The sequence below is a fragment of the Streptomyces sp. NPDC111744 genome (assembly GCF_055634995.1).
The window spans coordinates 147,557-173,820 of the sequence record NZ_JBVKCG010000003.1 but is presented as its reverse complement, the minus strand read 5'-3'; the positions used below and the strand labels follow the sequence as shown (position 1 = coordinate 173,820).

Annotated in this window: 25 protein-coding genes, 1 pseudogene and 1 riboswitch; of the genes and pseudogenes, 14 read left to right on the top strand and 12 right to left on the bottom strand. The window is 71.8% G+C overall.

Annotation, left to right across the window (positions count from 1 at the left end):
• Positions 1-75 precede the first annotated feature (75 nt).
• Together ACZ7OO_RS08015 and ACZ7OO_RS08010 are read left to right on the top strand one after the other, a co-directional pair.
• A complete protein-coding gene (locus ACZ7OO_RS08015; RefSeq protein WP_471502658.1) occupies positions 76-1,428 on the top strand; it encodes a class II 3-deoxy-7-phosphoheptulonate synthase in 1,353 nt (450 codons plus the stop codon).
• A gap of 158 nt (positions 1,429-1,586) precedes the next feature.
• Positions 1,587-1,811, top strand: coding sequence for a (2Fe-2S)-binding protein (locus tag ACZ7OO_RS08010; RefSeq protein WP_471502656.1), 225 nt, complete (start codon positions 1,587-1,589; stop codon positions 1,809-1,811).
• 211 nt (positions 1,812-2,022) lie between these two features.
• Here ACZ7OO_RS08010 and bfr read toward each other — a convergent pair whose 3' ends face one another.
• Positions 2,023-2,505, bottom strand: a complete 483-nt coding sequence (gene bfr / locus ACZ7OO_RS08005; RefSeq protein WP_352226299.1) for a bacterioferritin — start codon at positions 2,503-2,505, stop codon at positions 2,023-2,025.
• Between the two features lie 210 nt (positions 2,506-2,715).
• Here bfr and ACZ7OO_RS08000 point away from each other — a divergent pair, with 210 nt between their 5' ends.
• Positions 2,716-3,348 (top strand): sulfite oxidase-like oxidoreductase, encoded by a 633-nt coding sequence (locus ACZ7OO_RS08000; protein ID WP_352226300.1) that lies wholly within the window; start codon positions 2,716-2,718, stop codon positions 3,346-3,348.
• Here the strand turns inward: ACZ7OO_RS08000 and ACZ7OO_RS07995 are convergent.
• Positions 3,312-3,587 (bottom strand): annotated as a pseudogene (locus ACZ7OO_RS07995) (DUF4396 domain-containing protein); the annotation flags it as partial. The gene ACZ7OO_RS08000 and the pseudogene ACZ7OO_RS07995 overlap by 37 nt on opposite strands.
• A gap of 329 nt (positions 3,588-3,916) precedes the next feature.
• Here ACZ7OO_RS07995 and ACZ7OO_RS07990 point away from each other — a divergent pair.
• The 5 genes from ACZ7OO_RS07990 (at position 3,917) to ACZ7OO_RS07970 (ending at position 9,289) form a co-directional block, all read left to right on the top strand.
• A complete protein-coding gene (locus tag ACZ7OO_RS07990; protein WP_471502655.1) occupies positions 3,917-4,585 on the top strand; it encodes a Crp/Fnr family transcriptional regulator in 669 nt (222 codons plus the stop codon).
• Between the two features lie 111 nt (positions 4,586-4,696).
• Positions 4,697-5,506 carry a nucleotidyl cyclase domain-containing protein gene (locus tag ACZ7OO_RS07985; protein ID WP_471502654.1) on the top strand — a complete coding sequence of 270 codons (810 nt, stop codon included), beginning with the start codon at positions 4,697-4,699 and terminating at the stop codon, positions 5,504-5,506.
• Positions 5,503-7,716 (top strand): serine/threonine-protein kinase, encoded by a 2,214-nt coding sequence (locus tag ACZ7OO_RS07980; protein WP_471502652.1) that lies wholly within the window; start codon positions 5,503-5,505, stop codon positions 7,714-7,716. Before ACZ7OO_RS07985 ends, ACZ7OO_RS07980 begins: the two co-directional genes overlap by 4 nt.
• Entirely contained in the window at positions 7,713-8,801 is a 1,089-nt protein-coding gene (locus ACZ7OO_RS07975; RefSeq protein ID WP_471502650.1) for a hypothetical protein, read from the top strand. Before ACZ7OO_RS07980 ends, ACZ7OO_RS07975 begins: the two co-directional genes overlap by 4 nt.
• Complete coding sequence (locus tag ACZ7OO_RS07970) at positions 8,798-9,289, top strand: Pycsar system effector family protein (RefSeq protein ID WP_471502648.1); 492 nt, start codon at positions 8,798-8,800, stop codon at positions 9,287-9,289. The genes ACZ7OO_RS07975 and ACZ7OO_RS07970 overlap by 4 nt, the downstream gene beginning before the upstream one ends.
• Positions 9,290-9,298: 9 nt before the next feature.
• Here the strand turns inward: ACZ7OO_RS07970 and ACZ7OO_RS07965 are convergent, their stop codons facing one another.
• From ACZ7OO_RS07965 to thiO, 5 genes are all read right to left on the bottom strand, one after another.
• Positions 9,299-10,177, bottom strand: coding sequence for a deoxyribonuclease IV (locus tag ACZ7OO_RS07965; protein ID WP_471503384.1), 879 nt, complete (start codon positions 10,175-10,177; stop codon positions 9,299-9,301).
• A gap of 82 nt (positions 10,178-10,259) precedes the next feature.
• Positions 10,260-12,221 (bottom strand): Stk1 family PASTA domain-containing Ser/Thr kinase, encoded by a 1,962-nt coding sequence (gene pknB / locus ACZ7OO_RS07960; protein WP_471502646.1) that lies wholly within the window; start codon positions 12,219-12,221, stop codon positions 10,260-10,262.
• Positions 12,222-12,440: 219 nt separating this feature from the next.
• Positions 12,441-13,235, bottom strand: coding sequence for a thiazole synthase (locus ACZ7OO_RS07955; RefSeq protein WP_471502644.1), 795 nt, complete (start codon positions 13,233-13,235; stop codon positions 12,441-12,443).
• A 3-nt stretch (positions 13,236-13,238) separates the two neighbouring features.
• Positions 13,239-13,439, bottom strand: coding sequence for a sulfur carrier protein ThiS (gene thiS, locus ACZ7OO_RS07950; RefSeq protein ID WP_351732427.1), 201 nt, complete (start codon positions 13,437-13,439; stop codon positions 13,239-13,241).
• The gene (gene thiO, locus ACZ7OO_RS07945) at positions 13,436-14,605 is read right to left on the bottom strand and encodes a glycine oxidase ThiO (RefSeq protein WP_471502642.1); all 1,170 of its coding nucleotides are present in this window, start codon (positions 14,603-14,605) and stop codon (positions 13,436-13,438) included. Before thiO ends, thiS begins: the two co-directional genes overlap by 4 nt.
• Positions 14,603-14,714: riboswitch (TPP riboswitch) on the bottom strand. (Overlaps the previous gene by 3 nt.)
• A 129-nt stretch (positions 14,715-14,843) precedes the next feature.
• Between thiO and ACZ7OO_RS07940 the strand changes: the two genes are divergently transcribed.
• From ACZ7OO_RS07940 to ACZ7OO_RS07920, 5 genes are all read left to right on the top strand, one after another.
• The gene (locus tag ACZ7OO_RS07940) at positions 14,844-16,082 is read left to right on the top strand and encodes an NAD(P)/FAD-dependent oxidoreductase (protein ID WP_471502640.1); all 1,239 of its coding nucleotides are present in this window, start codon (positions 14,844-14,846) and stop codon (positions 16,080-16,082) included.
• A gap of 127 nt (positions 16,083-16,209) precedes the next feature.
• Positions 16,210-16,575, top strand: a complete 366-nt coding sequence (locus tag ACZ7OO_RS07935; RefSeq protein ID WP_352226306.1) for an Rv2175c family DNA-binding protein — start codon at positions 16,210-16,212, stop codon at positions 16,573-16,575.
• Between the two features lie 33 nt (positions 16,576-16,608).
• The gene (thiE, locus tag ACZ7OO_RS07930) at positions 16,609-17,256 is read left to right on the top strand and encodes a thiamine phosphate synthase (RefSeq protein ID WP_471502638.1); all 648 of its coding nucleotides are present in this window, start codon (positions 16,609-16,611) and stop codon (positions 17,254-17,256) included.
• Positions 17,257-17,369: 113 nt separating this feature from the next.
• Positions 17,370-18,293: a methylenetetrahydrofolate reductase [NAD(P)H] gene (gene metF, locus ACZ7OO_RS07925; protein ID WP_471502636.1), complete on the top strand. Its 924-nt coding sequence runs from the start codon at positions 17,370-17,372 to the stop codon at positions 18,291-18,293.
• A 56-nt stretch (positions 18,294-18,349) separates the two neighbouring features.
• A complete protein-coding gene (locus ACZ7OO_RS07920; protein ID WP_471502634.1) occupies positions 18,350-19,327 on the top strand; it encodes an SCO2102 family sporulation regulator in 978 nt (325 codons plus the stop codon).
• 31 nt (positions 19,328-19,358) lie between these two features.
• Here ACZ7OO_RS07920 and ACZ7OO_RS07915 read toward each other — a convergent pair whose 3' ends face one another.
• The 5 genes from ACZ7OO_RS07915 to ACZ7OO_RS07895 form a co-directional block, all read right to left on the bottom strand.
• Positions 19,359-20,831 (bottom strand): phytoene desaturase family protein, encoded by a 1,473-nt coding sequence (locus ACZ7OO_RS07915; RefSeq protein ID WP_471502632.1) that lies wholly within the window; start codon positions 20,829-20,831, stop codon positions 19,359-19,361.
• A 48-nt stretch (positions 20,832-20,879) separates the two neighbouring features.
• On the bottom strand, positions 20,880-21,494 hold the full coding sequence (locus tag ACZ7OO_RS07910) for a DUF4126 domain-containing protein (RefSeq protein ID WP_471502630.1): 615 nt from the start codon (positions 21,492-21,494) through the stop codon (positions 20,880-20,882).
• Between the two features lie 383 nt (positions 21,495-21,877).
• Positions 21,878-22,504 carry a TetR/AcrR family transcriptional regulator gene (locus ACZ7OO_RS07905; protein ID WP_471502628.1) on the bottom strand — a complete coding sequence of 209 codons (627 nt, stop codon included), beginning with the start codon at positions 22,502-22,504 and terminating at the stop codon, positions 21,878-21,880.
• 62 nt (positions 22,505-22,566) lie between these two features.
• A complete protein-coding gene (locus ACZ7OO_RS07900) occupies positions 22,567-24,651 on the bottom strand; it encodes a YhgE/Pip family protein (protein ID WP_471502626.1) in 2,085 nt (694 codons plus the stop codon).
• Positions 24,623-25,393, bottom strand: a complete 771-nt coding sequence (locus tag ACZ7OO_RS07895; RefSeq protein WP_471502624.1) for an ATP-binding cassette domain-containing protein — start codon at positions 25,391-25,393, stop codon at positions 24,623-24,625. Before ACZ7OO_RS07895 ends, ACZ7OO_RS07900 begins: the two co-directional genes overlap by 29 nt.
• 193 nt (positions 25,394-25,586) lie before the next feature.
• On the opposite strand from ACZ7OO_RS07895, the gene ACZ7OO_RS07890 reads away from it, so the two are divergent.
• Complete coding sequence (locus ACZ7OO_RS07890; protein WP_471502622.1) at positions 25,587-26,150, top strand: SAV_6107 family HEPN domain-containing protein; 564 nt, start codon at positions 25,587-25,589, stop codon at positions 26,148-26,150.
• Positions 26,151-26,264: the final 114 nt, after the last annotated feature.

Sequence of the window (26,264 nt, the reverse complement as noted above, 5' to 3'; positions counted from 1 at the left end):
CACAGGACAATCTCTCCGTCTCACCAGTCGAGCCAGGGGAAAAAACCGTGGACACGACCCCGTAATGTTTACGAGGTGACGGTGAACGCTAAGACCGGCCCGAGCGCCGGCAACACCTGGCGAGACCTGCCCGCGGCGCAGCAGCCCGAGTACCCCGACCCCGAGGCTCTGCGCGCAGTGATCGCGGACCTCGAGTCGTATCCGCCGCTCGTCTTCGCGGGCGAGTGCGACCAGCTGCGCGCCCGGATGGCGGCGGTCGCCAAGGGAGAGGCGTTCCTCCTCCAGGGCGGCGACTGTGCCGAGGCCTTCGACGCGGTGTCGGCCGACCAGATCCGCAACAAGCTCAAGACCCTCCTCCAGATGGGCGCCGTGCTGACCTACGCGGCGTCGGTGCCCGTGGTGAAGGTGGGCCGGATCGCCGGCCAGTACTCCAAGCCGCGCTCCAAGCCGACCGAGACCCGCGACGGGTTGACGCTGCCGACCTACCGGGGCGACTCCGTCAACGGCTTCGCGTTCGACGAGGCCTCCCGCGTCCCGGACCCCGAGCGGCTGAAGCGGATGTACAACGCGTCCGCCTCCACGCTCAACCTGGTGCGCGCCTTCACCACCGGCGGCTACGCGGACCTGCGCCAGGTGCACGCCTGGAACCAGGACTTCGTGAAGTCCTCCCCGTCGGGCCAGCGCTACGAGCAGCTCGCCCGCGAGATCGACAACGCGCTGAACTTCATGCGGGCCTGCGGCGCCGAGCCCGAGGAGTTCAAGACGGTCGAGTTCTTCTCCTCGCACGAGGCGCTGCTGCTGGACTACGAGTCCGCCCTGACCAGGGTCGACTCCCGCACCGGCAAGCTGTACGACGTCTCGGCGCACATGGTGTGGATCGGTGAGCGCACCCGGCAGCTGGACGGGGCGCACATCGAGTTCGCCTCGAAGATCCGCAACCCGATCGGCCTCAAGCTCGGCCCGACGACCACGGCCGAGGAGGCGCTGAGGTACGTCGACCGCCTCGACCCGGACCGCGAGCCGGGCCGGCTGACCTTCGTCGTCCGGATGGGCGCCGACAAGGTCCGCGACAAGCTCCCCGAGCTGGTCGAGAAGGTCACCGCCTCGGGCGCCACCGTGGCCTGGGTGACCGACCCGATGCACGGCAACACCTTCGAGGCGGCCTCGGGCCACAAGACCCGCCGCTTCGACGACGTGCTCGACGAGGTCAAGGGCTTCTTCGAGGTCCACAAGACCCTCGGCACCCACCCGGGCGGCATCCATGTCGAGCTCACCGGTGACGATGTCACCGAGTGTGTGGGCGGCGGCGACGAGATCTTCGTCGACGACCTGCACCAGCGCTACGAGACGGCCTGTGACCCGCGTCTGAACCGCAGCCAGTCCCTCGACCTGGCGTTCCTGGTCGCGGAGATGTACCGGGACCAGTGACGGGTCCGGCTGTTACGGCGACGTGAAGTGGGGCGTGGATCACAGACGATCCACGCCTCCTCCACTTTTGCGACCTGCGTGGGATGGGTAAGGTTAGGTTTGCCTCACCGATCAATCGGGACGGCACCACTGATCGATCGGGCGGGAGGTGAATCCGCGTGTACGTCTGCAGCTGTTTCGGTGTGACCGAAGCGCAGGTCAAGCAGCACGCGGAGGACGGGGCCTGCACCCCTCGCCAGATAGCGTCCGCCTGCAAGGCGGGGACGGACTGCGGGTCGTGTGTCCGCCGTATCCAGGCGATCCTCGGCCGCGGCAACTGCCCCCGCCGAGAGCTGGCCGACCAGGGCCGCCCGGTCCTCTCCGCACTGGACGAGGCGGCCTAGGGGCCTGTCCGGCGGATCATGCCGCAGACGCCGGGTGTGGCACGCGCTCCCCCAGAGGGGTGCCCCCACCGCGCCGCCCGTCGCGACGGCGGCTGATGTCCACGCCTCCTCCGCCTTGCAACCGCACGCACCACACCCCGCTCACCAGCGTCGATGAGTCACCGCTGATGTCCTGCGACTTGATCCGCAGCCCTGGACCAGGCTGCCCGGTTCAGCTGCTCTCGGGCTGGTTGATGATCTGCGAGATGTAGAGCGCCTCGCCGAGCTTCTCCACCAGGTCCAGCTGGGTGTCGAGGTAGTCGATGTGGTGCTCCTCGTCCTCCAGGATGGTCTCGAAGATGTTCGCGGACGTGATGTCGCCCTTCTCGCGCATCACCTTGATCCCGCGCTTGAGGCGGTCGATGGCCTCCACCTCGACCTGTTTGTCCGCCTCGAACATCTCCTTGACGGTCTGACCCACCCGCACATGGAAGAGCCGCTGGTAGTTGGGCAGCCCCTCCAGGAACAGAATCCGGTCGGTGAGCACCTCGGCGTGCTTCATCTCGTCGAACGACTCGTGCCGGGTGTACTTCGCGAGCTTGTACCAGCCGAAGTTCTCCTGCATCTTCGCGTGCAGGAAGTACTGGTTGATCGCGGTGAGCTCACCGGTGAGCTGCTCGTTGAGGAATTCGATGACCTCGGGGTCGCCCTGCATCGCAGAGGCTCCTTCCGCATGGGTGCCGTCGGGTTCCGTACGGGACGGACGGGGATGTTTGCGGCGCATGATTGCACCGGCATAGAAGATCGTCCAGTAAGTGAGGACTTAGTAGGGAAGGGCACGCTTGATGCCGGTTGTTCGTTTTGGCGATCTTCGGAGGGTTTGCCTGGTCCGGCGCACCACCCGCGGTCTGTCAGGATGGAAAGCATGGGTCATCCGGTGGAGCGCGCGTCCAGAGAAGCTGCAGGGTCCGAGCTTCCGCCGGGACAGCGACTCCAGCGCGGCTGGCCGGTCACCCACTACGGTCCGGTGCCCAAGTTCCGTCCCGAGCGCTGGGAGTTCAGGGTCTTCGGCGCCACCGCCGACGCGGGCGCGCACACCTGGAACCACGAGCAGTTCACGGCCCTGCCGTACACCACCGTGGTCGCCGATCTGCACTGCGTGACGAAGTTCAGCATGCTGGGCGCGGAGTGGGGCGGGATCCCGGCGCGGACCGTCCTGGAGCTCGCTCCCCCCGCCCCCGACGTCACCCATGTGATGGTCTGGGCGGAGTACGGCTTCAGCTCGAACCTGCGTCTCACGGACTTCGCCGCCGAGCGCACGATCTTCGCCACCCACAAGGACGGCGAGCTCCTCACCGCCGAGCACGGCTTCCCGGTGCGTCTCGTCGTCCCCCATCTGTACGCCTGGAAGGGCCCCAAGTGGGTCCGCGGCATCGAGTACATGACCGCCGACCGCCGCGGCTTCTGGGAGGAGCGCGGCTACCACAACCTCGGCGATCCCTGGAAGGAACAGCGCTACTCCTACCAGGAGGGGCCGGGGGACGGCCCGGAACTCTGAGTCTCCGTTGGTGGCCAGTGGTGGTACCGGTGCACCACCGCGTGCCCCTTGCCCCGGGCGATCGTCCACCTGTTGACCGGGGTCGTCACCACGAACGCGATCACCAGCGCGACGGCCGGCGAGATCCAGAACAGGGCGTCACCCAGCTGAGCATCCATCGCGGGTGTCCGCGGCCGGCGCCACCCGCGGGGCGGTGCGGGTGGCGAACCCGCCCGCAGCACCCCGCGCATGGTGAGCGATTGACGTCCTCTCCCGTGTGAAGGCGGGAGATTCCGGTCCGTACCGTTTTGCGGCAACGCCATGGGTTCCTGCTTCGGGCCCTCGCCGGTCTCCGGGGAGATCGGTCTTACATGGGCCTCCACAGGCGTTGTTGACCAAGGGTTCGGGCCTCTTCCGGTAACGGGCGGCACTTTCCGTGCCCAGAGCGCTACGCTGAGATCCTTGCCTGGCGGGAGACGCGCCGGGCGGAGACGGATCCAGGGGGCCCTTGGGGTTCCGCTTGTGGTCCGGTTCGGGGGCGAGCGGTCGGGGGACGACGGTGGGGCTGTTCGGAGAGCGGCATACCTTCATGGGCGGACTCGGTCCGGGGGACCGGGAGGCACTGGCGGGACTCGGCACCCGGCACGAGTACCCGCCGTACGACACGGTCATGGCGGAAGGCGACCGGACCACGTTCGCGGTGGTCCTGCTCAGCGGCTGGTGCACGGTGTGGACGCCCACCGAGCGCGGCGGCCGGCTGATCCTCGCCCTCAGACGGGCCGGAGAGGTCGTCGGCGACATGGCGGCACTGGACGGCCGTCCGCGCAGCGCCTCGGTGAGCGCCCTGGGCCCGGTCACCGGCCTGGTCATACCCGGCGAGCGGTTCCGGCGGTTCCTGGCCGCCCGGCCGCGCGCCAACGCGCTGATGACGATCCAGCTCACCGAGCGGCTGCGCAGCGCGGACCACGAGCGCCGGGCCCTGGCCTCCATGACCGTGCTGCAGCGGCTCGCCGAGCGCCTGGTCGAACTCGCCGACCGCACTGGCCTGCGGGAGAACGAGGCCGTGACCATACGGCTGCCCCTCGCCCAGCACGAACTGGCCGCCTCCGTGGGTTCCACCCGCGAGGCCGTCGCCAAGGCACTGCGCCTGTTACGCGAACAAGGACTGGTCCGCACCGGCCCCGGCACGTTGGCCGTCGCCGACCTGGACCCGCTCCGCCTGCTCGCCGCCGGACAACCACACGGCACGGAGACCTGACAAACATCGAGTCCCGCGCTGTGTAAACGGCTACAGCGGCGACCGGCCGGCTCCGCGAGCATCACACCGGAGGCGCCGGTGGCCCGGCGGGACGGCAGGGAGGAGAAAACGATGGAGGGGGAAGCCGCCTACGGCTTCATCGTCAACGTGGACGCACAGGGCTCGGGTCTGCTGTCCGACACCGAGAAACCCGAGATGCGGCGCAGACTCTACGACGTCACGGGCACCGCCTTCGAACAGGCCGGCATCCGCCCGCCGCGCCTCTACCAGGAGGACCGCGGCGACGGCATCCTGGGCGTACTGACGCCCGACGTGCCGCCCGTCCGGGTCCTCGGGGAGTGGGTGGAGCACCTCCACCAGAACCTCCGCGAGAGCAACCGGCACCTCAGAAAGCCGCTTCGGCTGCGCGTCGGCCTGCACATCGGCCGGGTCACCGCCGACGCCCACGGCCGCTCCGGACGCGCCGTCGACCTCGCCTGCCGGCTGGCCGACTGCGGTGTCGCCAAGGCGATCCTCAGGGCCGCGGACGGCGCACCCATGGTGGTGGCCGCCTCCGACCGGGTGCACGAGGACTTCGTCCTGCCCGGCGGGCGCTGGGTGGACCCCCAGCACTACCGCCGGCACGACGTGGACCTCAAGGAGGGCCGGACCACCGCCTGGTTCATGGTCCCCGGACGGTCCCAGCCGCCCGAGCCGGAGGAGTTCCCCGGGCCGCCCGAGCCGCGTGAGGAGCAGGGGCCGGACGCGGCGGACGGCCAGGAGGACCAGGGAGGGCCGTCGGGCGGCAACCCGCCGCGGTCGCCGGCACCCAAGGACACCGGGGGCGGCGTCGTCCAGAACATCAACCAGCACGGCACCGGCAGGATCGTCGTCGGCGGGACCATCGACACCATCAACTTCTCCGACGGCGGTGACCGGTGAACGCGCAGAACCCCCAGCCGCCCCAGGCCGGCCCGAAACCGCAGCCGCAGCAACCGCAGCCACAGCAGAAGGCCGAACCGGACAAGCCGCCCGGCGCCGACTCCGGCGGCGCATCCGAACCGGAGAAGGCCGACGTCATCGGCGGTTCCGCCGCCAACCCGCTCGGCGAGGAAGCGCTGCCCGGGGCCGCGGCCGCCGCCTCCCGGATCTACCGCTCCACCGTGAACCAGCACGGATCCGGCACCCTCGTCAGCTCCGGATCCGTCGGCACCATGAACTTCTACAGCCGGCTGACGCACACTGCGGAACGCCTGCTCGCCGGCCCGCTCCCGGAGGACGAACTGCGCCGACTGCGCCGGGTCTTCAAGGAACCGGCGGACTACGGCGAGTACCGCGACCAACTGCGCGAGGGACGCCTCCTGGTGCTGTACGGCCAGCCCGGCACCGGCCGCGCCTACACCGCCCTGTCCCTGCTCGACGACCTCACCCGCGGCCAGGTCTCCCGGCTGGACCCGCGCACCGACCTGGACCGGCTGCACGACGACCAGATCCACGACGGCCACGGCTACGCCCTGGAACCCAGCGCCACCGGATTACCGGACGAGACCGGCCTCGACCGGCTCTGCGAACTGCTCGGCAGGAAGGAGGCGTACGCGGTCCTGCTGGCCACCCCCGAACCCGGTGACGTCCTCTCCCGCGGCGGCCGCTACTACCGCGCCCACACCCCGGCCGCCCAGACCGCCGTACTCGAAGGCCACCTCGCCCTCGAACTGGAGGACTCGGCCCCCGAGCTGTACGAGCGGGCCCGGGCGACCGCGCTCGACCCCGACGTCCTGGAGGCGCGCGGACTCGTCGAGCTGCGGCCCGCGGAGGCCGCCCACTTCGCGAGGCTCCTCGCCCGGCACACCAGGGACGAGCTCACCCACGACGAACTCCTCGCCGAGTGCCGGAAGTTCGCCGAGAACCAGGCCGCCGAATGGTTCGCCGGCGGTATCCGCTCCGAGACCCCGGAGCGGCTGCGGGACGCGGCCTACCGGATCGCCGTCGCCGTACTGGAGGGAGCCTCGCTCAGCGCCGTCGCCGAGGCCGCCGAGGTGCTCGCCTGGGAACTGGCCGTCACCGTCGACCCGGAGGCCACCCCGGGCCGGCCTCTGTTCAGCGACGGCGTCGACGCCCGGCTGGTCTCCGCCCGCGCGGTCGCCGAACTCGGCACCGAGGAGGTCGCCACCGAGGAAGTGCCGGTCCGCACCGTGCGGTTCGGCGGCGAGGCCCTCGCCCCGGCCGTCCTCGGCCATCTGTGGCAGCACCGGCACAACGCGCGCGGACCCGTGCTGCGCTGGCTGGCCGGACTCTGCGAGGACACCCGGCCCCAGGTCTGGGTGCGGGCCGCCGTAGCGGCCGGTCAGCTGTGCCGCCTCGACCTCTCGCACACCGCGCACGAACTGGTCCAGCCCATGGCCGAGTCCGAGCGGGCCCGCCGTCGGCTGTTCGCCGCGACCGTGCTCGACGTGGCCCTGCGCTCCATCGAGGTCGGCACCGCCGTCCGTGCTCTGGTCGCCTCCTGGGCCCGGTACGGCGACGAGCACCTGCGGTGGACGGCCGGGGCCGTGCTCGGCCGGGGCCGGGCCACGGACACCGTCCGTGAGTCGCTCGACCTGCTCGGCGGGATCGGCGTCTGGGAAGAGGGCAGACTGCGGGCCGGCGCGGCCGTCCAGGTCGCCCACTTCGCCGGCGCCCACCCCGAGGTTCAGACCCTGCGCCGGATCCGCGCCTGGCTCTCCGACGAACGCCGGCCGCAGCAGGACCTCGGCCTGCAGAGCACGGTCTATCTCGCCGCCGTCCCGGTCGTCGACCTCTGGAACCAGCACGAGGACCTGGAGGGTTACGGCGACTGGCCGCTGATGCTGGCCCTGGCCACGGTCCGGCCCGCCCTCGCCGCGGAACTCGCCGGGCTCCTGTGGACCGCGCTCCAGACCCCACGGTCGTACGAGGCGGCGGTTGAGACCCTCTCCGACTGGCTGCGCGGCTCGGCCGACCAGCCATGGGCCGACCGGCTGGAGCAGTTCCTGCCGCTCCTCGTACACACCCACGACGACCGTAACCGGCTGCTCGGCCTGATCAAGGAACTGACCGAAGACCCCGACCAACCACTGAACGATCAGCAGGTCCGCCGCCTGTGGGGGGCGGTCCAGGGAGCGAGTACACCATGACGCACAACCAGTGGGGGCAGCAGTGGCCGCCCCAGGACCAGGAGTTCGTCCTTCCGCACGACCTCAGAGGTCCCTTCGTCCGCGAGTTCGCGCCACAGACCACCTACCGGCACCGCAACAGCCAGGTGGCCTCGGTGCTCTACTACAAGAACGGCGGGCACAGCGTCATCACCGTGCGCGGTGCCGAGCACTACAACAAGCCGCTGATGGGCAAGCCCACCTCGGTGTGCTGGATCGCCCGCGGCCAGCACCAGGTCTCCTTCCAGCTGGAACTGCCCACCTACGGCGACCGCTCCCGGTTCCGGGCGGGCGCCGACGTCAACTGGGAGGTGAACGACTTCTACCAGGCCGCCGAGAAGCGGGTGGTCGACGTGGAGCGCATGCTCCGCCCCTCCCTGGAGGCCCGGCTGCGCGGACTCAGCCGCCGCTACAGCCTGGACTCGGCCCAGCAGGTCGACGAGGCGATCCAGGACGAGCTGGCCAGCGGCCGGTGGAGCGACTTCGGGGCCGATCTCGGCCTCGCCACCCAGGTGTTCGTCCGGATCGACCTCGGCCAGGCGGCCGCCGACCATCAGGAGCAGATGGTCGCGGTGGAGAAGGGCAGCAAGGTCCAGGAGGCCATCGACATCGCCAACAAGGCACGGATCGCCGCCAACCTCGACGACGCGCACAAGCTGATCACCGCGGGCGAGACCGTCCAGTACGCCACGATGCTCGCCCAGGACCCGAGCCGGGCGCACGAGATCCTCGGCGTGCTCCAGCAGCAGGCCCGCGAACAGCGCCAGGGCGCCCTGGACTATCTGACCAACCTGATCAACCAGGGCGTGGTGCAGCGTCACCAGATCGACGACCAGGTCCAGGCCCTCATCGACTTCAGCCGCACGCTCTCCACCGGCGTCTTCCCGAACGGCCTGCCGCAGGCCCCGACCTCGCTGCCGATACCGCCGATGCCGCCCGCGCCCCCGCTGCTCCCGGCCGACGCGCCCCCGCCGGTCCCGCCCGCGCCGCCGGTACCCCCGATGGACACCGTCCCCGGAGAGAGAACGGGGGTGGAGGACGACTCCAGCCCCGAGGCGCGCCGATGACCCCGGACGACCCCGACGCCGCCGCGCGCTATGTCGCCGAACGGCTGCTGCTGACCGTGCGCGAGGACCTGGGCAGGGCGGACGTGAAGGCGTCCGTCCTGCTGTCCGGAGCCGTGGCGGTGCCCGCCCTGGTCCTCGGGCGCGGGCTGCCGCCCGGCGTCTCCGGCCTCGCCATGGTGTTTCTCGCGGCCGGCGGGGCGCTGTGGGCGGCGGGCACCCTGCTGCTGCTCGCGGTGATCGTGCCCCGCACCCGTACGTTCCGCTCGGCGCCGGGCCCGACCTTCTACGCCGACGCGCTCACCGTCACCGACCAGGAGGCGCTGCGCCGCGCCGCCGCCGAGGCCGGCGCGGACCGGGTGGGCTGGCTGCTCACCCAGTTCCAGGACGTCAGTGTCATCCTCTCGGCGAAGTACCGCTGGCTGCGCCGGTCGATGGCGCTGCTCGGGGCAGGACTGCTGCTGGCGGCGGTGCCGCTGGGGGTCGGCTGACCGGGGTGGTCAGCCGTCGCGGAGGCGCTTGAGGCGCTCGACGTCCGCCGCGTGCCCCTCCTTGCCGCCGGGCGTCTCGATGACCAGCGGTACGCCCGCGGTCGCCGGGTGGGTCATCAGCGCACGGAACGGGTCCTCGCCGATGTGCCCGGAGCCGATGTTCTCGTGCCGGTCCTTGTGCGCGCCGACGACGTCCTTGGAGTCATTGGCGTGGATCAGCTTCAGCCGCCCCGCCCCGACCGTCTCCACCAGCAGATCCAGCGTCTGGTGCATCCCGCTCGGCCCGGTCAGGTCGTGCCCGGCGGCGAACACATGGCAGGTGTCCAGGCACACGCCCAGCCTGGGATGCGCGTCCAGCGCCTCGAAGTACGGCCCGAAATCCCAGGTCCGTGAACAGAGCGAGGCGCCCTGCCCGGCGGTGGACTCGAGGAGCAAAAACGGGTCGTCGTCATGGGTCAGCTCGTCCAGCAGCGGCAGCAGATGCGCCCGCACCTGCTTCAGCGCCACCTCCCGGGCCCGCCCACCGGTGGCGCTCCCGGTGTGCACGACGACCCCCAGCGCCCCGATCTCGCGCCCGCGCCGCAGCGAGTGCCGCAGCGACTCCACCGACCGCTCGACGGTCGCCTCGGTGTGCGAGCCGAAGTTGATCAGGTACGGGGCGTGCACATACGCGGGGATCGCCCCCTCCGCACAGGCCGCGCGGAACGCCTCGTCCTGCTTCGGGCTGCCCGCCGGGGTGGCCCAGCCGCGTGGGTTGGCGACGAAGACCTGCACGGTCTCGGCCTTCAGCTCACGGGCGTACGAAAGCCCCACGGAGTGCAGGCCGCCGGCCACGGGGACATGGCCGCCGACGGGGTTGCGGGAGGGGCCGGACTGCGGGGTGCCCACGGGGCCGGATTTCGGGGTGCCGGAGGGACGGGACGGGTGACTCTTCACCCGTCAAGGGTGTCACGGCGCGAGGCCGCCCCGGTCACCGGATGGTGATCGTGATCGTCGACCCCTTGGGCGCCTGCTCCCCGGCGTCCACCGACTGCTGCTTCACGGTGTTGCCGAACAGTCCGAGCAGCCCGCGGTCCTCCTTGACCTGGAAGCCGGACTGCTCGAGCAGCTTGGTCGCGTCGTCGACCGTGGCCCCGACCACGCTCGGCACCTCGACCATCTCCGGGCCCTTGGACAGCGTCAGCGTCACCGTGTCGCCCTCGGCTGCCTGGGCGTCGCCCACCGGGGTCTGCCGGGCGACCTGCCCCTGGTCGTACTCGGAGTTGACCTCGGTGGCCGACACGGTCACCTTCAGCCCGGCGTCCTGCAGTTCATGCCGGGCGTTGTCCAGGTCGTCACCGGTGACATCCGGGACGTCGACGGGCGAACCCTTGCTGACGACGAGCGCGATCGCGGTCCCCGCGTGCCGCCTGGTCCCGGCCCCCGGATCGCTGGAGATCACCGACCCGTTGGGCACGCTGTCGCTGAACTCCCGTGTCACCATGCCCGGTTCGAGCCCGTCGGCCTTCAGCAGCGCCTTGGCCCTCGCCTGCGTCCGACCCTGCACATCCGGCACGTTCACCGTCTCCGGGCCGTCCGAGATGGTCACCGTCACCGAGTCGTTGCTGCGGATGCGCTGGCCGGCCGCCGGATCGGTGCTGATCACCGTGCCCCGCTTCACCGTGTCGCTGTAGGCGTGCTCGACCTTCCTGATGTCGAGCCCGGCCTCCTTCAGCCGCGCGGTGGCCTGCGCCTCGGTCTTCGACAGCAGCGGCGGGACCTTGGTGAACTGACCGGAGTTGATGTACCAGATCCCGGTGCCGGCGCCGAAGAGGACCAGTACCGCGACGACGAGCGTGACCAGTCCGCGCCGGGAGCGGCGGCGGCCCGTGTGCCGCCGGTCCGGCACCGGCGGCGCCTCGAACCGGCTGGTCATCAGGACCCTGTCGGCCGGCTCGTTGACGGGCAGCGGCCGGGATGGGGGTCCCCCCGCGCGAGCGAAGCCCAGCGTGGGGGAGGTCAGCGACCGCGGAAGGATACTCGTCCGGTCCTCGGCTATGTCATGCGCCTGCGAGAGCGCCTGCGGCGGTACGGCGTCCAGCTGCTCGTCACCGAGCGTGCCGCGCGCCTCCCGGACCCGGGCCAGCAGCGCGACGGCGTCGTACGGCCGGACCTCGGGATTGCGGGCGGTGCCGAGGGCGACCAGCTCGTCCAGCTCGTAGGCCAGCCCGGGGACGGCGGCGGACGGCCGCGGCACGTCTTCGTGGAGATGCTTGTAGAGGATCACCGCGGGCGAGTCCCCGTCGTGCGGCTTCTGCCCGGTGAGCATCTCGTAGAGCACGACTCCGCAGGCGTACACGTCGACGCGCGGATCGGCGGCCCCGCTCTCGACCTGCTCGGGCGCGAGGTAGGCCACGGTCCCGAGCACGGCGCCGGTCGTGTTGGTGACGCTGTCCACGGACCGCACCAGCCCGAAGTCGGCGACCTTGACCCGTCCGTCGTCCCCTATCAACACGTTCTCGGGCTTCATGTCCCGGTGTACGAACCCGGCGCGGTGCGCGGCGCCCAGTGCTGCCAGCACCGGCTCCAGAATGTCCAGCGCGGCCCGCGGCTGCAGCGCGCCGCGCTCGCGCAGCACGTCACGCAGGGTGCACCCGGCGACGTACTCCATCGCGAGATACACATACGACCCGTCGGTGCCCTGGTCGAAGACCTGGACGACATTCGGGTGGGCCAGCCGGGCGACCGACTTGGCCTCCCGGATGAATCTCTCGACGAAGGACCCGTCCGCGGCGAGTGCCGGATGCATCACTTTCAGCGCGAGCACCCGGTCCAGCCGGACGTCCAGGGCCCGGTAGACCGTGGCCATCCCGCCGACGGCGATCCGCGCGTCGACGCGATAACGGCCGTCGAGCACCTGCCCGACGAGAGGGTCCTGAAGCGTCGTATCCACCCAGCGAGTGTACGAGCCCCGGCTGAAACCCCCACAGGTGAGACAGGTTTTCCCACCGGACTGCAGCGCACCTGTGACGCACCACGTACTCCGCCCGCACTGCCGACACTCACCCCGCGGCCGCCGACGGCGCTCGGCCCCCACGGGAGAGTTCCGCTTCCCAGCGAACCGTTTCGGGTGGTGCGTGGATGGGAGGGAAGGGCGGGACCGGACCGGCGGTCAGAACGCGGGACGCTCGGGGTCGAACACGGCCAGGCCCTCCGCAGGAGACGACGCCTCCGCGAAGAACCGCCGCGGAATCCGCCCCGCCAGCCGGGCCAGCCTCCCCGCCTCCACCCCGGCCCGCATGGCGGACGCCATCCGCTCAGGATCCTGCGCCCGCGTGACCGCCGACGCCAGCATCACCCCGGCACACCCCAGCTCCATCGCCAGCGCCACGTCGGACGCCGTACCGGCCCCCGCGTCCAGAATCACCGGCACACGCGCGTGCTCGACGATCAGCCGGAAGTTGTGCGGGTTGCGGATCCCGAGCCCCGACCCGATCGGCGACCCCAGCGGCATCACCGCGGCACACCCGACGTCCTCCAGCTTCCGGGCCAGCACAGGATCGTCGTTGGTGTACGGCAGCACCGTGAACCCGTCGTCGACCAGCGTCTCCGCCGCGTCAAGCAGCTCGATCGGATCCGGCAGCAGTGTCCGCTCGTCGGCGATGACCTCCAGCTTGACCATCGAGGTCCCCAGCGCCTCCCGGGCCAGCCGGGCCGTCAGCACGGCCTCCCCGGCGGTGAAGCACCCCGCCGTGTTCGGCAGCACCCGGATCCCCAGCCGCTCGAGGACCGACAGCACGGAGCCCCGTACACCCGGATCCACCCGCCGCATCGCGACCGTCGTCAGCTCGGTCCCGGACGCGACCAGCGCCCGCTCCAGCACCTCCAGGCCAGGCGCACCCCCGGTCCCCATGATCAGCCGGGAGGAGAAGGCCGTACCCCCGAGGACAAACGGATCGTCGGCCATGGCTCAGCCTCCCTGTACGGCGGTCAGGACTTCCACGCGGTCACCCTCGGCGAGAGCCGTACCCGGCCACTCCCCGCGCGGTACGACGGTCTCGTTGACCGCCGCGGCCACCCCGGACGGTGCGGCCGTGAGGGACTTCACGAGTGTGTCGAGAGCGGTGCCCGGGGTGATCTCCCGGCGCTCCCCGTTGACGGAGATGTTCATGCGGTCTGCTCCACGAGTACGCCGGGGACGGGGCCGAAACGCTTCGGCGAGAACGGACGGGCCTCTTCCGGAAGCTCACCGCCGGTCAGCAGCTCCGCCATCACGTCACCCGTGACCGGCGTGAGCAGCACCCCGTTGCGATGGTGCCCGGTGGCCAGCAGCAGCCCGTCGAGGCGGGTCGGCCCGAGCAGCGGCGCGTTGTCGGGGGAGCCGGGGCGCAGCCCGGCCCGGGTCTCGGTCAGCGGCAGCTCGGTGATGCCGGGCACCAGCTCGTGTGCGTCGCGCAGCAGCTCGTACACGCCCCCCGCTGTGACCGTCGTGTCCCAGCCCAGCTCTTCGCTCGTCGCCCCGACGACCAGCTCGCCGTTCTCCCGGGGCACCAGGTAGAGATGGCCGCCGCGGACCACGGCCCGTACGGTCCGGCTGAGGAACGGCGCGTACCGCGCGGGCACGGTCAGCCGCAGCACCTGCCCCTTCACGGGCCGCACCGGCGGCAGCACGTCCTCGGGCACCCCCGCCAGCCGCCCACTGAGGCTGCCGGCGGCGAGCACGACCCGGTCCGCGCCCAGTAGCTCTCCCGCGCGGGTGACGGCACCGGCGGCCCGCTCCCGTACCACCTCCAGGCGCTCGGCCCAGTCGCGGTGGAAGACCACCCCGGCCCGCTCGCACGCGGCCACCAGCGCGGCCGCCAGCCGGCGCGGATCGACCTGGTGGTCGCCGTCCACCCGCAGCCCGCCGCGCACGCCGGGCGCGAGCATCGGCTCCAGGCGCCGGCAGTCCCGCCCGGACAGCCACTCGGAGTCCAGCCCCGACTGCTGCTGGAGGGCGTGCAGCTCGCGCAGATGCGCCCGGTCGTCGGCGTCCAGCGCGACCGCGAGCGTGCCGCAGCGCCGGTAGCCGAGGTCGTGGCCGGTCAGCTCGGTGAGCTCGGTGGCGAAGTCGGGATAGCGGCGGGCGGAGGCCAGGTTGAGCCCCAGCAGGGTCTGCTCGCCGTAGTGCAGTTCGGTGACCGCGGCCAGCATCCCCGCCGCGACCTGCGCGGCCCCGCCGCCGGGCGCGGGGTCGACCACGGCGGTGGCGAGCCCGCGCTGCGCGGACCGCCAGGCCGTGACCAGGCCGATGATTCCGCCCCCGATGACAAGGACGTCGGACGTGTGTGCGGACATGGGCGTCCAGCCCCTCCCTTCGCCGGCATGACCCGGATCAGGTTCGTACGGTCGGAGGCCGCCAGCCTCCCTCTCAGCCCGGTGCGTCCGGGCTCCCGCGTGTGCTTCCTCGCCACCCTAGCCCGCAGAGCTCCGCCCTTGTAAGACGGCCTCGGCCGGCGATGTGGAACAGGTCACTCAGCACGCCCTCTGACTGACTCTTTGTCAGTTGTCTATCGTTCTTGTCTATGGTGATCAGGTGAGCGAGCAGACGCAGCGACGCGGCACGTCACAGACGCGACGGGTGGTCGTGGTGGGCGCGGGCATGGCCGGGGTCCAGACCGCCGTGGCCCTGCGCGAGCAGGGGTTCACCGGCACCGTCACCCTGATCGGCGCCGAGCCGCACCAGCCGTACGACCGGCCGCCGCTCTCCAAGGCCGTGCTGCTCGGCAAAGCGGAGAACTCCGCCTTCGAGGTCGACTTCGAGGCGCTCGGCATCGAGCTGGCGCTCGGCCGCGACGCCCTCGGCGTGCGCCCCGCCGACCGTGAGCTGGACACCGAGGCCGGACCGGTGCCGTACGACGTCCTGGTCATCGCCACCGGTGCCGAGCCGATCACACTGCCCGGCACCGAGGGTGTGCCCGGCGTCCATCTGCTGCGCACCCTGGACGACGCCGAACGGCTGCGGCCCGTGCTCGCCCGGCAGCACGACATCGTGGTGGTCGGCGCGGGCTGGATCGGCGCCGAGTTCGCCACCGCGGCCCGCGAGGCCGGCTGCGCGGTGACCGTCGTGGAGGCCGCCGACCGCCCGCTCGCGGGAGCTCTCCCGGCCGAGGTGGCCGCGCCGATGACCGCCTGGTACGCGGACAGCGGCGCCGAACTGCGCACGCACGCGCGCGTGGCGCGTGTCGAACCCGGCGCGGTGGTGCTCGACGACGGCTCGCGGCTGCCCGCGGACGCCGTCGTGGTCGGCATCGGCGCCCGCCCCGCCACCGGCTGGCTGGCCGGCTCCGGCATCGGACTGGGCGCGCACGGGGAGGTGCTCGCCGACGACCGGCTGCGCACCGGCGTCCCGGACGTCTACGCGGTCGGCGACTGCGCCTCCTTCCCGTCCGGCCGCTACGGCGAGCGCCTCCTGGTCCACCACTGGGACAACGCCCTCCAGGGCCCGCGTACGGTGGCCGCCAACATCCTGGGCGAGTCCGACGCGGTCTACGACCCGGTGCCGTACTTCTGGTCGGAGCAGTTCGGCCGCTTCGTGCAGTACGCCGGCCACCACGCGGCGGCCGACCGGCTGGTGTGGCGCGGCGACCCGACGGGCCCCGCCTGGAGTGTCTGCTGGCTCCGCGAGGACCGCCTGGTCGCCCTCCTGGCGGTAGGCCGCCCGCGTGACCTGGCCCAGGGCCGCCGTCTGCTCGAGGCGAACACCCGAATGGACGCCGAGGCCCTGTCCGATCCCGCCCGACCCTTGAAGAATGCCACTGCGGCGCCCCTTTAGGGGTGCGGGGTCCGGCATATGCGGCTCCGCCGTGTGGGCGCGATCTGCCCCACAGGGCCGCACCCGAACGACGACCCTCCCGGCACTGCCATCGCGGCACCCCTGGCGGAACGCCTACCCTGGATCCGTGACCGAGATTGACGCAAAGATCGATGCTCTCGTCCCCGCCTGGCTCACCGTCCCCGACATCGCAGAGATGCTGGACGTCGAGGTGACGCGCGTGCGGCAGCTGGTCAAGGAGGGCCAGCTCATCGCCGTACGCCGTGGTGAGAACCGCGCGCTGCACGTCCCCGCCGCTTTCATCGACGGGGACAAGGTCGTCAAGGGCCTGTCCGGAACCTTGACGCTCCTGCGGGACGACGGCTTCACGGACGAAGAGATGCTGGAGTGGCTCTTCACACCTGACGCGAGCCTGCCCGGCACCCCCGCGCAGGCCCTGAGCGAGAATCGCGGCACGGAGGTGAAGCGCCGCGCCCAGGCGCTCGCCGTCTGAGGCAGCAAGTACTGACACAACGGGGGACCCCGAATGACCGACACCGCCCGCGCCCAGCTGGCCGACGCCCGTCTCTACCTGTGCACGGGCGCCCGCAAGGAGCAGGGCGACCTCGCCGAGTTCCTGGACGCGGTTTTGGCGGGCGGTGTCGACATCGTGCAGCTGCGCGACAAGGGCATGGAGGCCGCCGAGGAGCTGGAGCACCTCGCCGTGTTCGCCGACGCCTGCGCCCGGCACGGCAGGCTGCTCGCGGTCAACGACCGCGCGGACGTGGCCCACGCGGCCGGCGCCGACGTGCTCCACCTCGGCCAGGGCGACCTGCCGGTCCCGGCCGCCCGCGCGATCCTCGGCCCGGACTTCCTGATCGGCCGCTCCACGCACGCCGAGTCCGAGGCGGCCGCGGCCGCCGTCCAGGACGGCGTGGACTACTTCTGCACCGGCCCCTGCTGGCCCACCCCCACCAAGCCGGGCCGCCCCGCTCCCGGCCTCGACCTGGTGCGGTACACCGCCGCTCTGGGCACGGACCGCCCCTGGTTCGCCATCGGCGGCATCGACCTGGGCAACCTCGACCAGGTGCTGGACGCGGGCGCCCGTCGGGTGGTCGTGGTCCGCGCACTCACCGAGGCCGACGACCCGGGCGCGGCGGCAGCCGAGTTCGCGAAGCGACTGCGGTCCGAGTAGCCGTCGGCACACCCGTCCGGAAACTTGTCCAGTATCCGGACGTGAGGCCGACAATCCAGGCAAATCCCCCGAGTGCGGTTGGGTGACCGTCCGCCCCTGGCTAACCTGCGAGTATGGCCCTCGGAACCGCATCCACCAGGACTGACCGCGCACTCACCGTGCGTGACATGCTCGCCTCCGGCAAGACCACGTGCTCGTTCGAGTTCTCGGCGCCGAAAACCCCCAAGGGCGAGCGGAACCTGTGGACCGCGCTCCGTCGGGTCGAAGCGGTCGCCCCCGACTTCGTCTCCGTGACCTACGGCGCCGGCGGCTCGACCCGCGCGGGCACGGTCAGGGAGACCCAGCAGATCGTCGCCGACACCACGCTCACCCCGGTCGCCCACCTCACCGCGGTCGACCACTCCCTGGCGGAACTGCGCAACATCATCGGCCAGTACGCGGACGCCGGGATCCGCAACATGCTCGCGGTGCGTGGCGACCCGCCCGGCGACCCGATGGGGGAGTGGGTGGCACATCCGCGGGGCCTGACCTACGCCGCCGAACTCGTCAGGCTCATCAAGGAGTCGGGTGACTTCTGTGTGGGCGTGGCCGCCTTCCCGGAGATGCACCCGCGCTCCAGCGACTGGGACACCGACGTCCGGCACTTCGTCGACAAGTGCCGCGCGGGCGCCGACTACGCCATCACGCAGATGTTCTTCCAGCCCGAGTCGTACCTTCGCCTTCGCGACCGGGTCGTCGCGGCGGGCTGCGAGACCCCGGTGATTCCGGAAATCCTGCCCGTCACCAGCGTGAAGATGCTGGAACGGTTGCCCAAACTCAGCAACGCGGCCTTCCCGGACGCCCTGAAAGAGCGGATCCTCACAGCCAAAGACGATCCGGCGGCGGTACGCTCCATCGGTATCGAGTTCGCCACGGAGTTCTGCGCACGGCTGCTGGCCGAGGGCGTCCCCGGACTGCACTTCATCACGCTCAACAGCTCCACGGCGACGCTGGAAATCCACGAGAACCTGGGCCTGCACCATCCCCCGCGGGCCTAGACCGGCCGCACCGGAGTACGACACACTGCGTAGCGGTCATTGGGAGAGGGGCGTACATGGGCTGGACGGTCCTCTACGCAGCGTTCGGCATCGTCGCGCTGTGGTTGCTGGGCGAGGTACTGCTGCAGTACAAGGCGCGACTGCGCTGGCGGCTGCTCGCCTTCGCCGGCTTCCTCGGGGTCGTCTTCGGTGTCCTGATTCCGTCGGTGATCGTCATCGGTCTGGGCGCGATCGCCTTCGCGGTCGGCCAGACCTACGTCACACTCTCGTTCCGCCGCGGCTTCGAGGCCGGCTGGGCGGTCAAGCGCCCCGGCGCGGACGGTGACGGCGGCCCGATCAAGCGCCGCCGCGGCGAGCCGGACGAGGACCCGGGCCCGGAGGCCACCGACCCGGACGCGGCCGACGCCGCCTACGCCGACCAGCAGGCCGCCTACGCCACCGGCGGCAACCCGCGCTACGGCGACGAGGACTACGACCGCGACGACGTCTTCTCCCCGGCCGGCGCTGCCGAGCCGACCGCCGCCGAGTCCACCGCGGTCTACGAGCCGCAGCCGATGCCCGACGACACCGGCTCCTACGGCATATACAACGAGCCCGGCTACGCCACCACCGGCGACCCGGCCTACGCGACCGCCGGCCAGGACCAGGCGTACGCGGCCCAGGGCACCGACCAGAACTACGCCTACGACTACTCCGGCTACGGCCAGCAGCAGTACGGCTACGACGCCAACGGCCAGCAGCAGTACGCCAACTACTCCGACCCGTACATCGGCAACCAGACCTACGGCGGCGCCGGGTACGACCAGTCCTACGGCACCCAGCAGTACGACCAGCAGGGCTACACCCAGGACCAGTACGGCAACGGCGGCTACGGCGAGACCCCGGCGGGCGGTGTCTGGGTCCCGCAGCAGCGCGCCGACGAGACCTACGGCGGCGAACTCCCGCAGGAGCAGCCGTACCCCTACCAGGGAGACGGACAGGGCCAGCAGCAGGACCAGCAGGGCACCGGGTACGACGAGCAGTACCGTTTCTGAAGCCACCGCTTCCCAAGCGCCCGGCCGTTTCTCACCGCGAGCCGCGGAACTCCGGTCCCTCCACGACCAGTCCGGCCACCAGCGCCCCCGACATACCCGCGTGCGGAAGCCCGCCACCGGGGTGCGACCAGCCGCCCACGGTGAACAGACCTGAGAGGTCAGTGGTGTTGGCCGGGTGCAGCAGCCTGCCCGCGCCGGCCGCCAGCGCCGGGGGCGGCACCGCCCCGCCGACCGCGCCGGTCTCCGCCGCGATGTCCGCCGGAGTGCGTACCTCCTGCCACAGGACGCGGTCCCGCAGCCCCGGTATGGCACGCTCGGCGACGGTGATCATCCGCTCTGCCCCATCGGGACCGCCGCCCCCGGCGGGCACCGTCGAGACCAGTGCGACCGCCTCGTGTCCGGCGTCCGGGACCAGGGCCGGGTCGTCGGGCCGCAGCACCGTCACCGTCCCGGGCGCGGCAGGCGCCGAGCCGAACAGGCCGTCCAACTCCGCGGCAGGGTCCGCCGGGTGCACCACGGTCCGGTGGGCGGTCCCCTCCGGCCGGTCGCCCCGCAGCGCCAGCAGCACGGTGAGCCGGCTCGGCTGCCCCTGCCGGGGCGCGGGGCCGGCGTCGGTCCGTACCGCGGGCCGGCTCAGCGCCTCCGGCGGTACGCCCGCCACCACGAAGTCGGCGTCGGCCACCCCTCCGTCGGCCAGCTCCACCCCCGCCACCCGGCCGTCCTTCTCCTGGACGCCGGTGACCTCCGAGCCGAAGACGAACTCGACCCGGCGCTTCACACACCGCTCGTACACGGCCCGCGCCAACTCCCGCATGCCACCGCGCACATACCAGGTGCCGAAGGCGTGCTCCAGGTACGGCAGGACGGCCGCACTCGCCGGAGTGTCACGGGGGTCGAGGCCGTAGGCGAGTGCGTGGCTGTTCAGCAGGGCGGCGAGGCGCTCGTCGCGCAGCTCCCAGGTGCCGATCTCGGCGAGTGTGGCCGCCCGGCGGGTACGCAGCAGCCTCCTGTGCGGCACGGACGGGTAGGGCTCGCGCTCCGCCAGCACCTGCCAGTTCGGCCACAGCGGCTCCTCCAGGAGTGGGCGCCGGGTGCGGTCCCAGGCCTCCCGGGCCCGCACCAGGAAGTCGCCCCAACGCTGCCCCGCGCCTCCTCCGAGGGCCTCGTCGAGCGCGGTGACGACACCCGCGCGGGACGCGTTGGGCAGTGCCACCTCGGTGCCGTCCGCGAAGACATGCCGGGCCGACGGGTCGACCTGGACCAGCTCGACCAGGTCCTCCAGCGGCTCCTTGCCGGTCTTGACGAACAGGTCGCGGTAGACGGCGGGCAGCGGCAGCAGCCCCGGGCCGGTGTCGAAGGCGAACCCGTCGCGCTCGAACCGGCGCACCCCGCCGCCGAACGTCTCCGTACGCTCGTACACCGTCACCCGGTGGCCCGCGACGGCCAGCCGGGCGGCCGCCGCCATGGCGCCCATCCCGGCGCCGATCACCGCAATCCGTCCCATGCCCGCGACTTTATCGACCGCCACTGACAATCCGGTGGGGCGGGCCCGTCAGTCCGGTGGCCTTCCCAGGTGGGCCGCGAGCCGGCGTTCCTCCCGGTGCTGGGCGCGGCGGCGCCAGAAGCGGCGGATCCGGGAGATCAGGAACACCAGCACGGTCAGACCGGTGGCCAGCAGCACCGCCGCGATGATCGCCGCCGCCAGCGGGTGGAACATCGCGAACGACACGATCGCGCCGACCCCGAGATCCTCGGCGAAGCTCAGCACGATGTTGCTGAACGGCTCCGGCGAGGTGTTGACCGCCATCCGGGTCCCGGCCTTGACCGTGTGGCTGGCCAGCGCCGTCGAACCTCCGATCAGTCCGGCCGCCACGTCCGACAGGGAGCCGCTGTGCCCGGCGAGCAGCGCCCCGACCCAGGCGCCCGCCACCGGGCGGACCACCGTGTGCACGGAGTCCCACGCCGAGTCGACGTACGGGATCTTGTCGGCGACCGCCTCGCACAGGAACAGCACGCCCGCGATGATCAGGACCTCGGGACGTTGCAGCGTCGCGGGGACGTCGTCGCTCACGCCTGTCGCGCCGAAGAGGCCGAGCAGCAGCACCACCGCGTAGGCGTTGATTCCGCTGGCCCAGCCGCTGGTGAAGACCAAGGGGAGTACCGACACGGACGCGATCGTAGCCAGTCGGCGACCGCGCGTCCTGGGCCTGAGCACACAGAACTGAGTACGCGCACCTAGGGAGTGAGTTGAGTACGCGCGCGGATGGGCCGCGACCTGCGCGAACGAGAGAGTGGAGACGCGGAAAGGGGCGCCTGGTCCGGTACCGCCGACACGGGGCGGCGGAACGGTGCCGGCGCCCTCGACCGCTCCTTCCGCCGATCCGTCGGCGGAAGCGAGACACGGGGGAGAGGGGACCGGGACCCGGGGGAACGACGGGAAACCGGGGGAACCACGGGGGAGTACGGAAGGCGCCGGTCCGACGGTGGCCCGCGGGGGACGCGGCCACCGCGGGCCGGCGCTCTTCCCTTTCCGGTTCGGTCCTTTCCGGTTCAGCCCTTCCCGCTCACTCGCCCCTGCAACAGCCGGGACAGGGCCGAGTGGACGTCGTCCAGGGAGCGCTCCGGCTGGAAGGACTTCCAGTCAAGCGCGGCCACCAGCACCATGCCGACCAGCGCGGCCGCCGACAGCTGGATGTCGATCTCGTCGCTGAACTCGCCGTTCTCCACGCCCTCGCGCAGCACGTCCTCGACGACCGCGACCGCCTGCTGCCGGACCACCATCAGCGTCGACTGCCAGGCCCGGTTGGTCCGCCACAGCTCGGCCACATACAGCTGGGTGAAGGCCGGATAGCGGTCGATGAAGACCAGACCCGCGCGGACCATCGCGTCCAGGGCGTCGACCCGGCTGCCGCCCTCCCGCGCGGTCCGCTCGGCGGCCTCCTTCAGGGAGGCGGTGAGCAGGCCCACGCCGTGCCGCAGCAGCTCCTCGAACAGGACCGACTTGCTCGCGAAGTTGTAGTAGACCGTGCCCTTCGCGACCCCGGCACGCTCGGCGATCTCGTCCACGGTGGTGGCGGAGAAGCCCTGCTCGGCGATGAGGGTGACGGCCGCCTCGTAGAGCTTCTGCCGGGTGGCTTCACGGCGCGTGCTGCCGCCCGTGGTGCTGCTGGGTTCCATGGTCCTGATTCTCACAGGAACTGCGGCCCCGGCGGGCACCGGAGGCGAGGACATGGATCTCCTCACAGGCTGAGCTCGGGGTGCAGCCGGTCCAGCGTCCACACCTGGCGGCGCCGGGCGGACAGGGCGGTGAGCGCGAGGGCGCCCGCCGTGAACGCCGTCAGGACGGCGCAGGCCTGCCACACCGGTCCCAGTCCGCCGCCCGTGATCAGCCTTCGCAGCGCCTCCACGATGTAGCTCATCGGCAGGAACGGGTGGATCGCGTTGAAGAAGCCCGGGCTGGTCTGCACGGGATAGGTGCCGCCCGCCGACGTCAGCTGGAGCATCAGCAGCGCCAGCACCAGGATCCGGCCGGCCGCCCCGAAGCGCGCGTTCAGCCACTGCACGATCGCCGCGAAGCAGGCCGCCGCCAGGAAGAGGAACCCGACCGTCCCGGCCGCGCGGACCATCTGCAGACCGATCGCCCAGTGCAGTACGGCCATCAGGGCGGCCGTCTGCAGCACGCCGACCGCGACCACCGGCAGCCAGCCCGCCAGCGCGATCCGCCAGGCCGCCGAACCGGCCGCCAGGGCCCGCCGGTTGAGCGGCTGGATCAGCATGTAGGCCACCATCGCGCCGACCCACAGGGACAGCGGGATGAAGTACGGGGCGAACCCGGTGCCGTAGTTGGGCGCCTTGTGCAGGTCATGGGAGGCGAGCTGGACCGGGTCGGCCATCACCCCGGTGCGCCGGTCGCGGTCCTTCTTGCCGTAGTCGGGGATCCGGGCGGCGCCGTCGTGCAGACCGCCGGCGAGCCTGCCGGAGCCGTCCACGAGCTTGTACATCCCGCCGTTGAGGTCGTAGGCGCCGGTCTCGAGCTTGCCGACGCCCGTGTCCAGGCCGGTCGCGCCGGTCAGGGCCGTGCCGAGGCCGGTGTGCAGCTTCTCGGCTCCCGCGGCGACCTGGGCCGCGCCGTCGTTCAGCTTGTTGATCTTCTTGACGGCGTCGGCGACGTCCTCGGAGAGATGCGGGGCGCGGTCGGCGAGAGCCCGGGCCTGGTGCTGGAGGGTGCCGAGGTTGGCGTCGAGCGTCCGCAGGTCCCCGTGCTGGTTCGCGATCAGCGTGTTGAGGTCGTCGGCGACGGCGGCCACGTCGTCGGCCGCGTCCCTGGCCTTCTTCAGGTCGGGGCAGACGGGGTCGTCGAGCAACCCGGCCGAGCAGCGCGTCCGATGAACCTCGTCCAGCGTGCCGGCGGCCGTGTGCGCGGTCTTCGCGGCCGCGGGGGCCGTCTTCACCAGGACGCCCAGGTTGTCGCGGACGGTCCCCGCCGAGTCGGCGACCAGCCGCGCCGTGTCGCCGATGGTCTTCTCGTTGTCCTTGAGATACGGGCCGACCTTGCCGTAGACGCCGTTGACCTGGTCCGCGAGGGTCTGGGTGCCGTCCGCGACCTGCTGGGAACCGTCCTGCAGTGTTCCCGCGCCCGCGTCCAGCTTCTTGATCCCCTTGGCAAGCCTCCCGCTGCCGGTCCTGGCGTCCTTCAGCCCGTCGGCGAGGTCCTTCGAGCCCTTCTCGGCCTTGCCGATGCCACCGGTGAGCGTGTCGGCGCCCTCGGCGGCCTTCACCGTCTGCCCGTGGATGTCTGCGAACGAGATGAAGATGCGGTCCAGGAAGGACCGGGACGCCTTGGCGGACGCGGCCGAGCGCACCTCGTTGAAGACCGTGCGGGAGATCTGGCCGACGATGTAGTTGTTCGCGTCGTTCGTGCGCACCTGCAGCGCCCCGGTCTCCGGGGAGTCGCCCGCGCTGGAGGCGATGCGCGAGCTGAGGTCGGCGGGCATGGTCAGCGACAGGTAGTAGGTGCCGTCCTCGACTCCCCGGCGCGCCTCGGCGGCACTCACCTGATGCCAGTCGAACGTCCGGCTGTCCCGCAGCCCGTCGACGAGGTCGTCGCCCGCGGTGATCCTCCTGCCGCTCGCACTCGCCCCCTTGTCGTCGTTCACGAGCGCCACCGGGATGCGGTCAAGGCGGCCGTACGGATCCCAGAACGACCACAGATAGAGCGCGCCGTACAGCAGTGGCAGCACCAGCAGGGCCACCAGGGCCGCGCGGGGCAGCTTCCCTCGTCCGAAGCGCCTGAGCTCAAGCGCGGCCAGTCGCGGCGAGCGCATCGCCGGCCTCCTCCCCGGTTCCGGTGCCTTCCGACATCCCGGTCTCCCCTTCCCGGGCGGTCCCGGTGCGTACGACGACGGCCCCCTCCAGCGCCTCCCCGCACACCGCCAGCACGGTCGTCCCGGCCTCGGCGATCGACGCCAACAGCGCCCCCACCTCGGCCCGTTCGGCCACCGACAGCTTCAGGTCCGCGTCGTCCACGGCCAGCAGCCGCGGCTTCCCGACGAGCGCCAGCGCCACGGACAGCCGCAGCGCCTCGATCCGCTCCAGATCCCGTACGGCGGTCCGGGCGCCCTTCGGTAGCCCCTCCAGGTCGAGCCCCGCGGCGGCCAGGGCGTCGTCGGTCAGCTGACGCGCGCGTGCGGAGCGCTCGGCCCGGGGGCGCAGCAGAGCGCGCAGCGAGTCGCCGAACCGGCGCTGGAGCAGGGCCCGTTCACGCAGGTGCTCGCCCACGGTCAGGGCTGGTTCGAGGTCGGTGACCCCGGCGACGTTGGCCACCGCGCTGATCCGGCGCACGGCCGCCAGCTGCTTGGGCAGCTTTGTCTCGCCGACGGCCGCGGTGCCCTCGGTGGGCCGCATCCGTCCGGTGAGCGCCAGCAGCAGACAGGTACGGCCGGAGCCGGACGGCCCCTCCACCGCGATCAGCGCGCCGGGCGCGGCGTACAGGGAGATCCCCCGGAACGCCCAGCCCCGCGGACCCTTGAGCCCGAGGCCTTCGGCCGTGACAGATACGCCGTGCACAGGTCCCCCTGCCTTCCGAGGTGTTTCCGTATCGGCATCATTTTTGAACTGACTGGTCAGTGCAAAAGCTAACCCGAACCTGCGATCGAAGCAAAGTCCCAGGTCAGACTGGATTGTCAGTGCCATACCTCACGATGGGCACATACGGCACCCCGTGTGAGGGAGCCGTCACTCAGACGACAGGAGGTTCGTCATGGCCAACTCCTCAGCGGCCGCCGCCCACCGGCGCCGCGTCACCGGCCCTGCCCCCTCACTGACCGGCCCGGCGAGCGATGTGCACCCCGTGCTCCGCCGGGCCACGGCCCCGCCCGCCGCCCTCGACCTGCTCACCCAGGCCCGCGCCGCCCTGGACGAGGCCGAACTCCTCGGCACCCCCAACGAACGCTACGCGAGCGCCCATCTGGCCGCCCTGCGCACCGCGGCCGCCGTGCTCGCCGCCCGCGCCCGCCCGGAGACCTCGCCCCGGCGCCGGGCCCGCATCCGCAGCGCCTGGGAGGTGCTCCCCGAGGTCGCGCCCGAGCTCACCGAGTGGAGCGCCCTGTTCGCCTCCGGCGCCCGCCGCCGCGCCCGCGCCGAGGCGGGCATCCAGGGCGCGGCCAGCCGCCGCGACGCCGACGACCTGATACGTGACGTGGAGATGTTCGTCCGCATCGTGGAGCGGATGCTCATCCTCCAGCCGGTACTGCCACAGCCGCGCCGACAGGACGGAGAGAGCCCGGACAGCGACCCGCAGAGGGGCTTGCCCGACGCGGGATGACCGGGCGAGGCAGCGGAGGCAGGAGGGCGACAGCGGAGGCAATAGGGTGGAGAGCGCCTGAAGCCTTCCTTCCTCCCGCACCCCGGGCCGGGGAGGCACCGAGTTCGCGCCGCC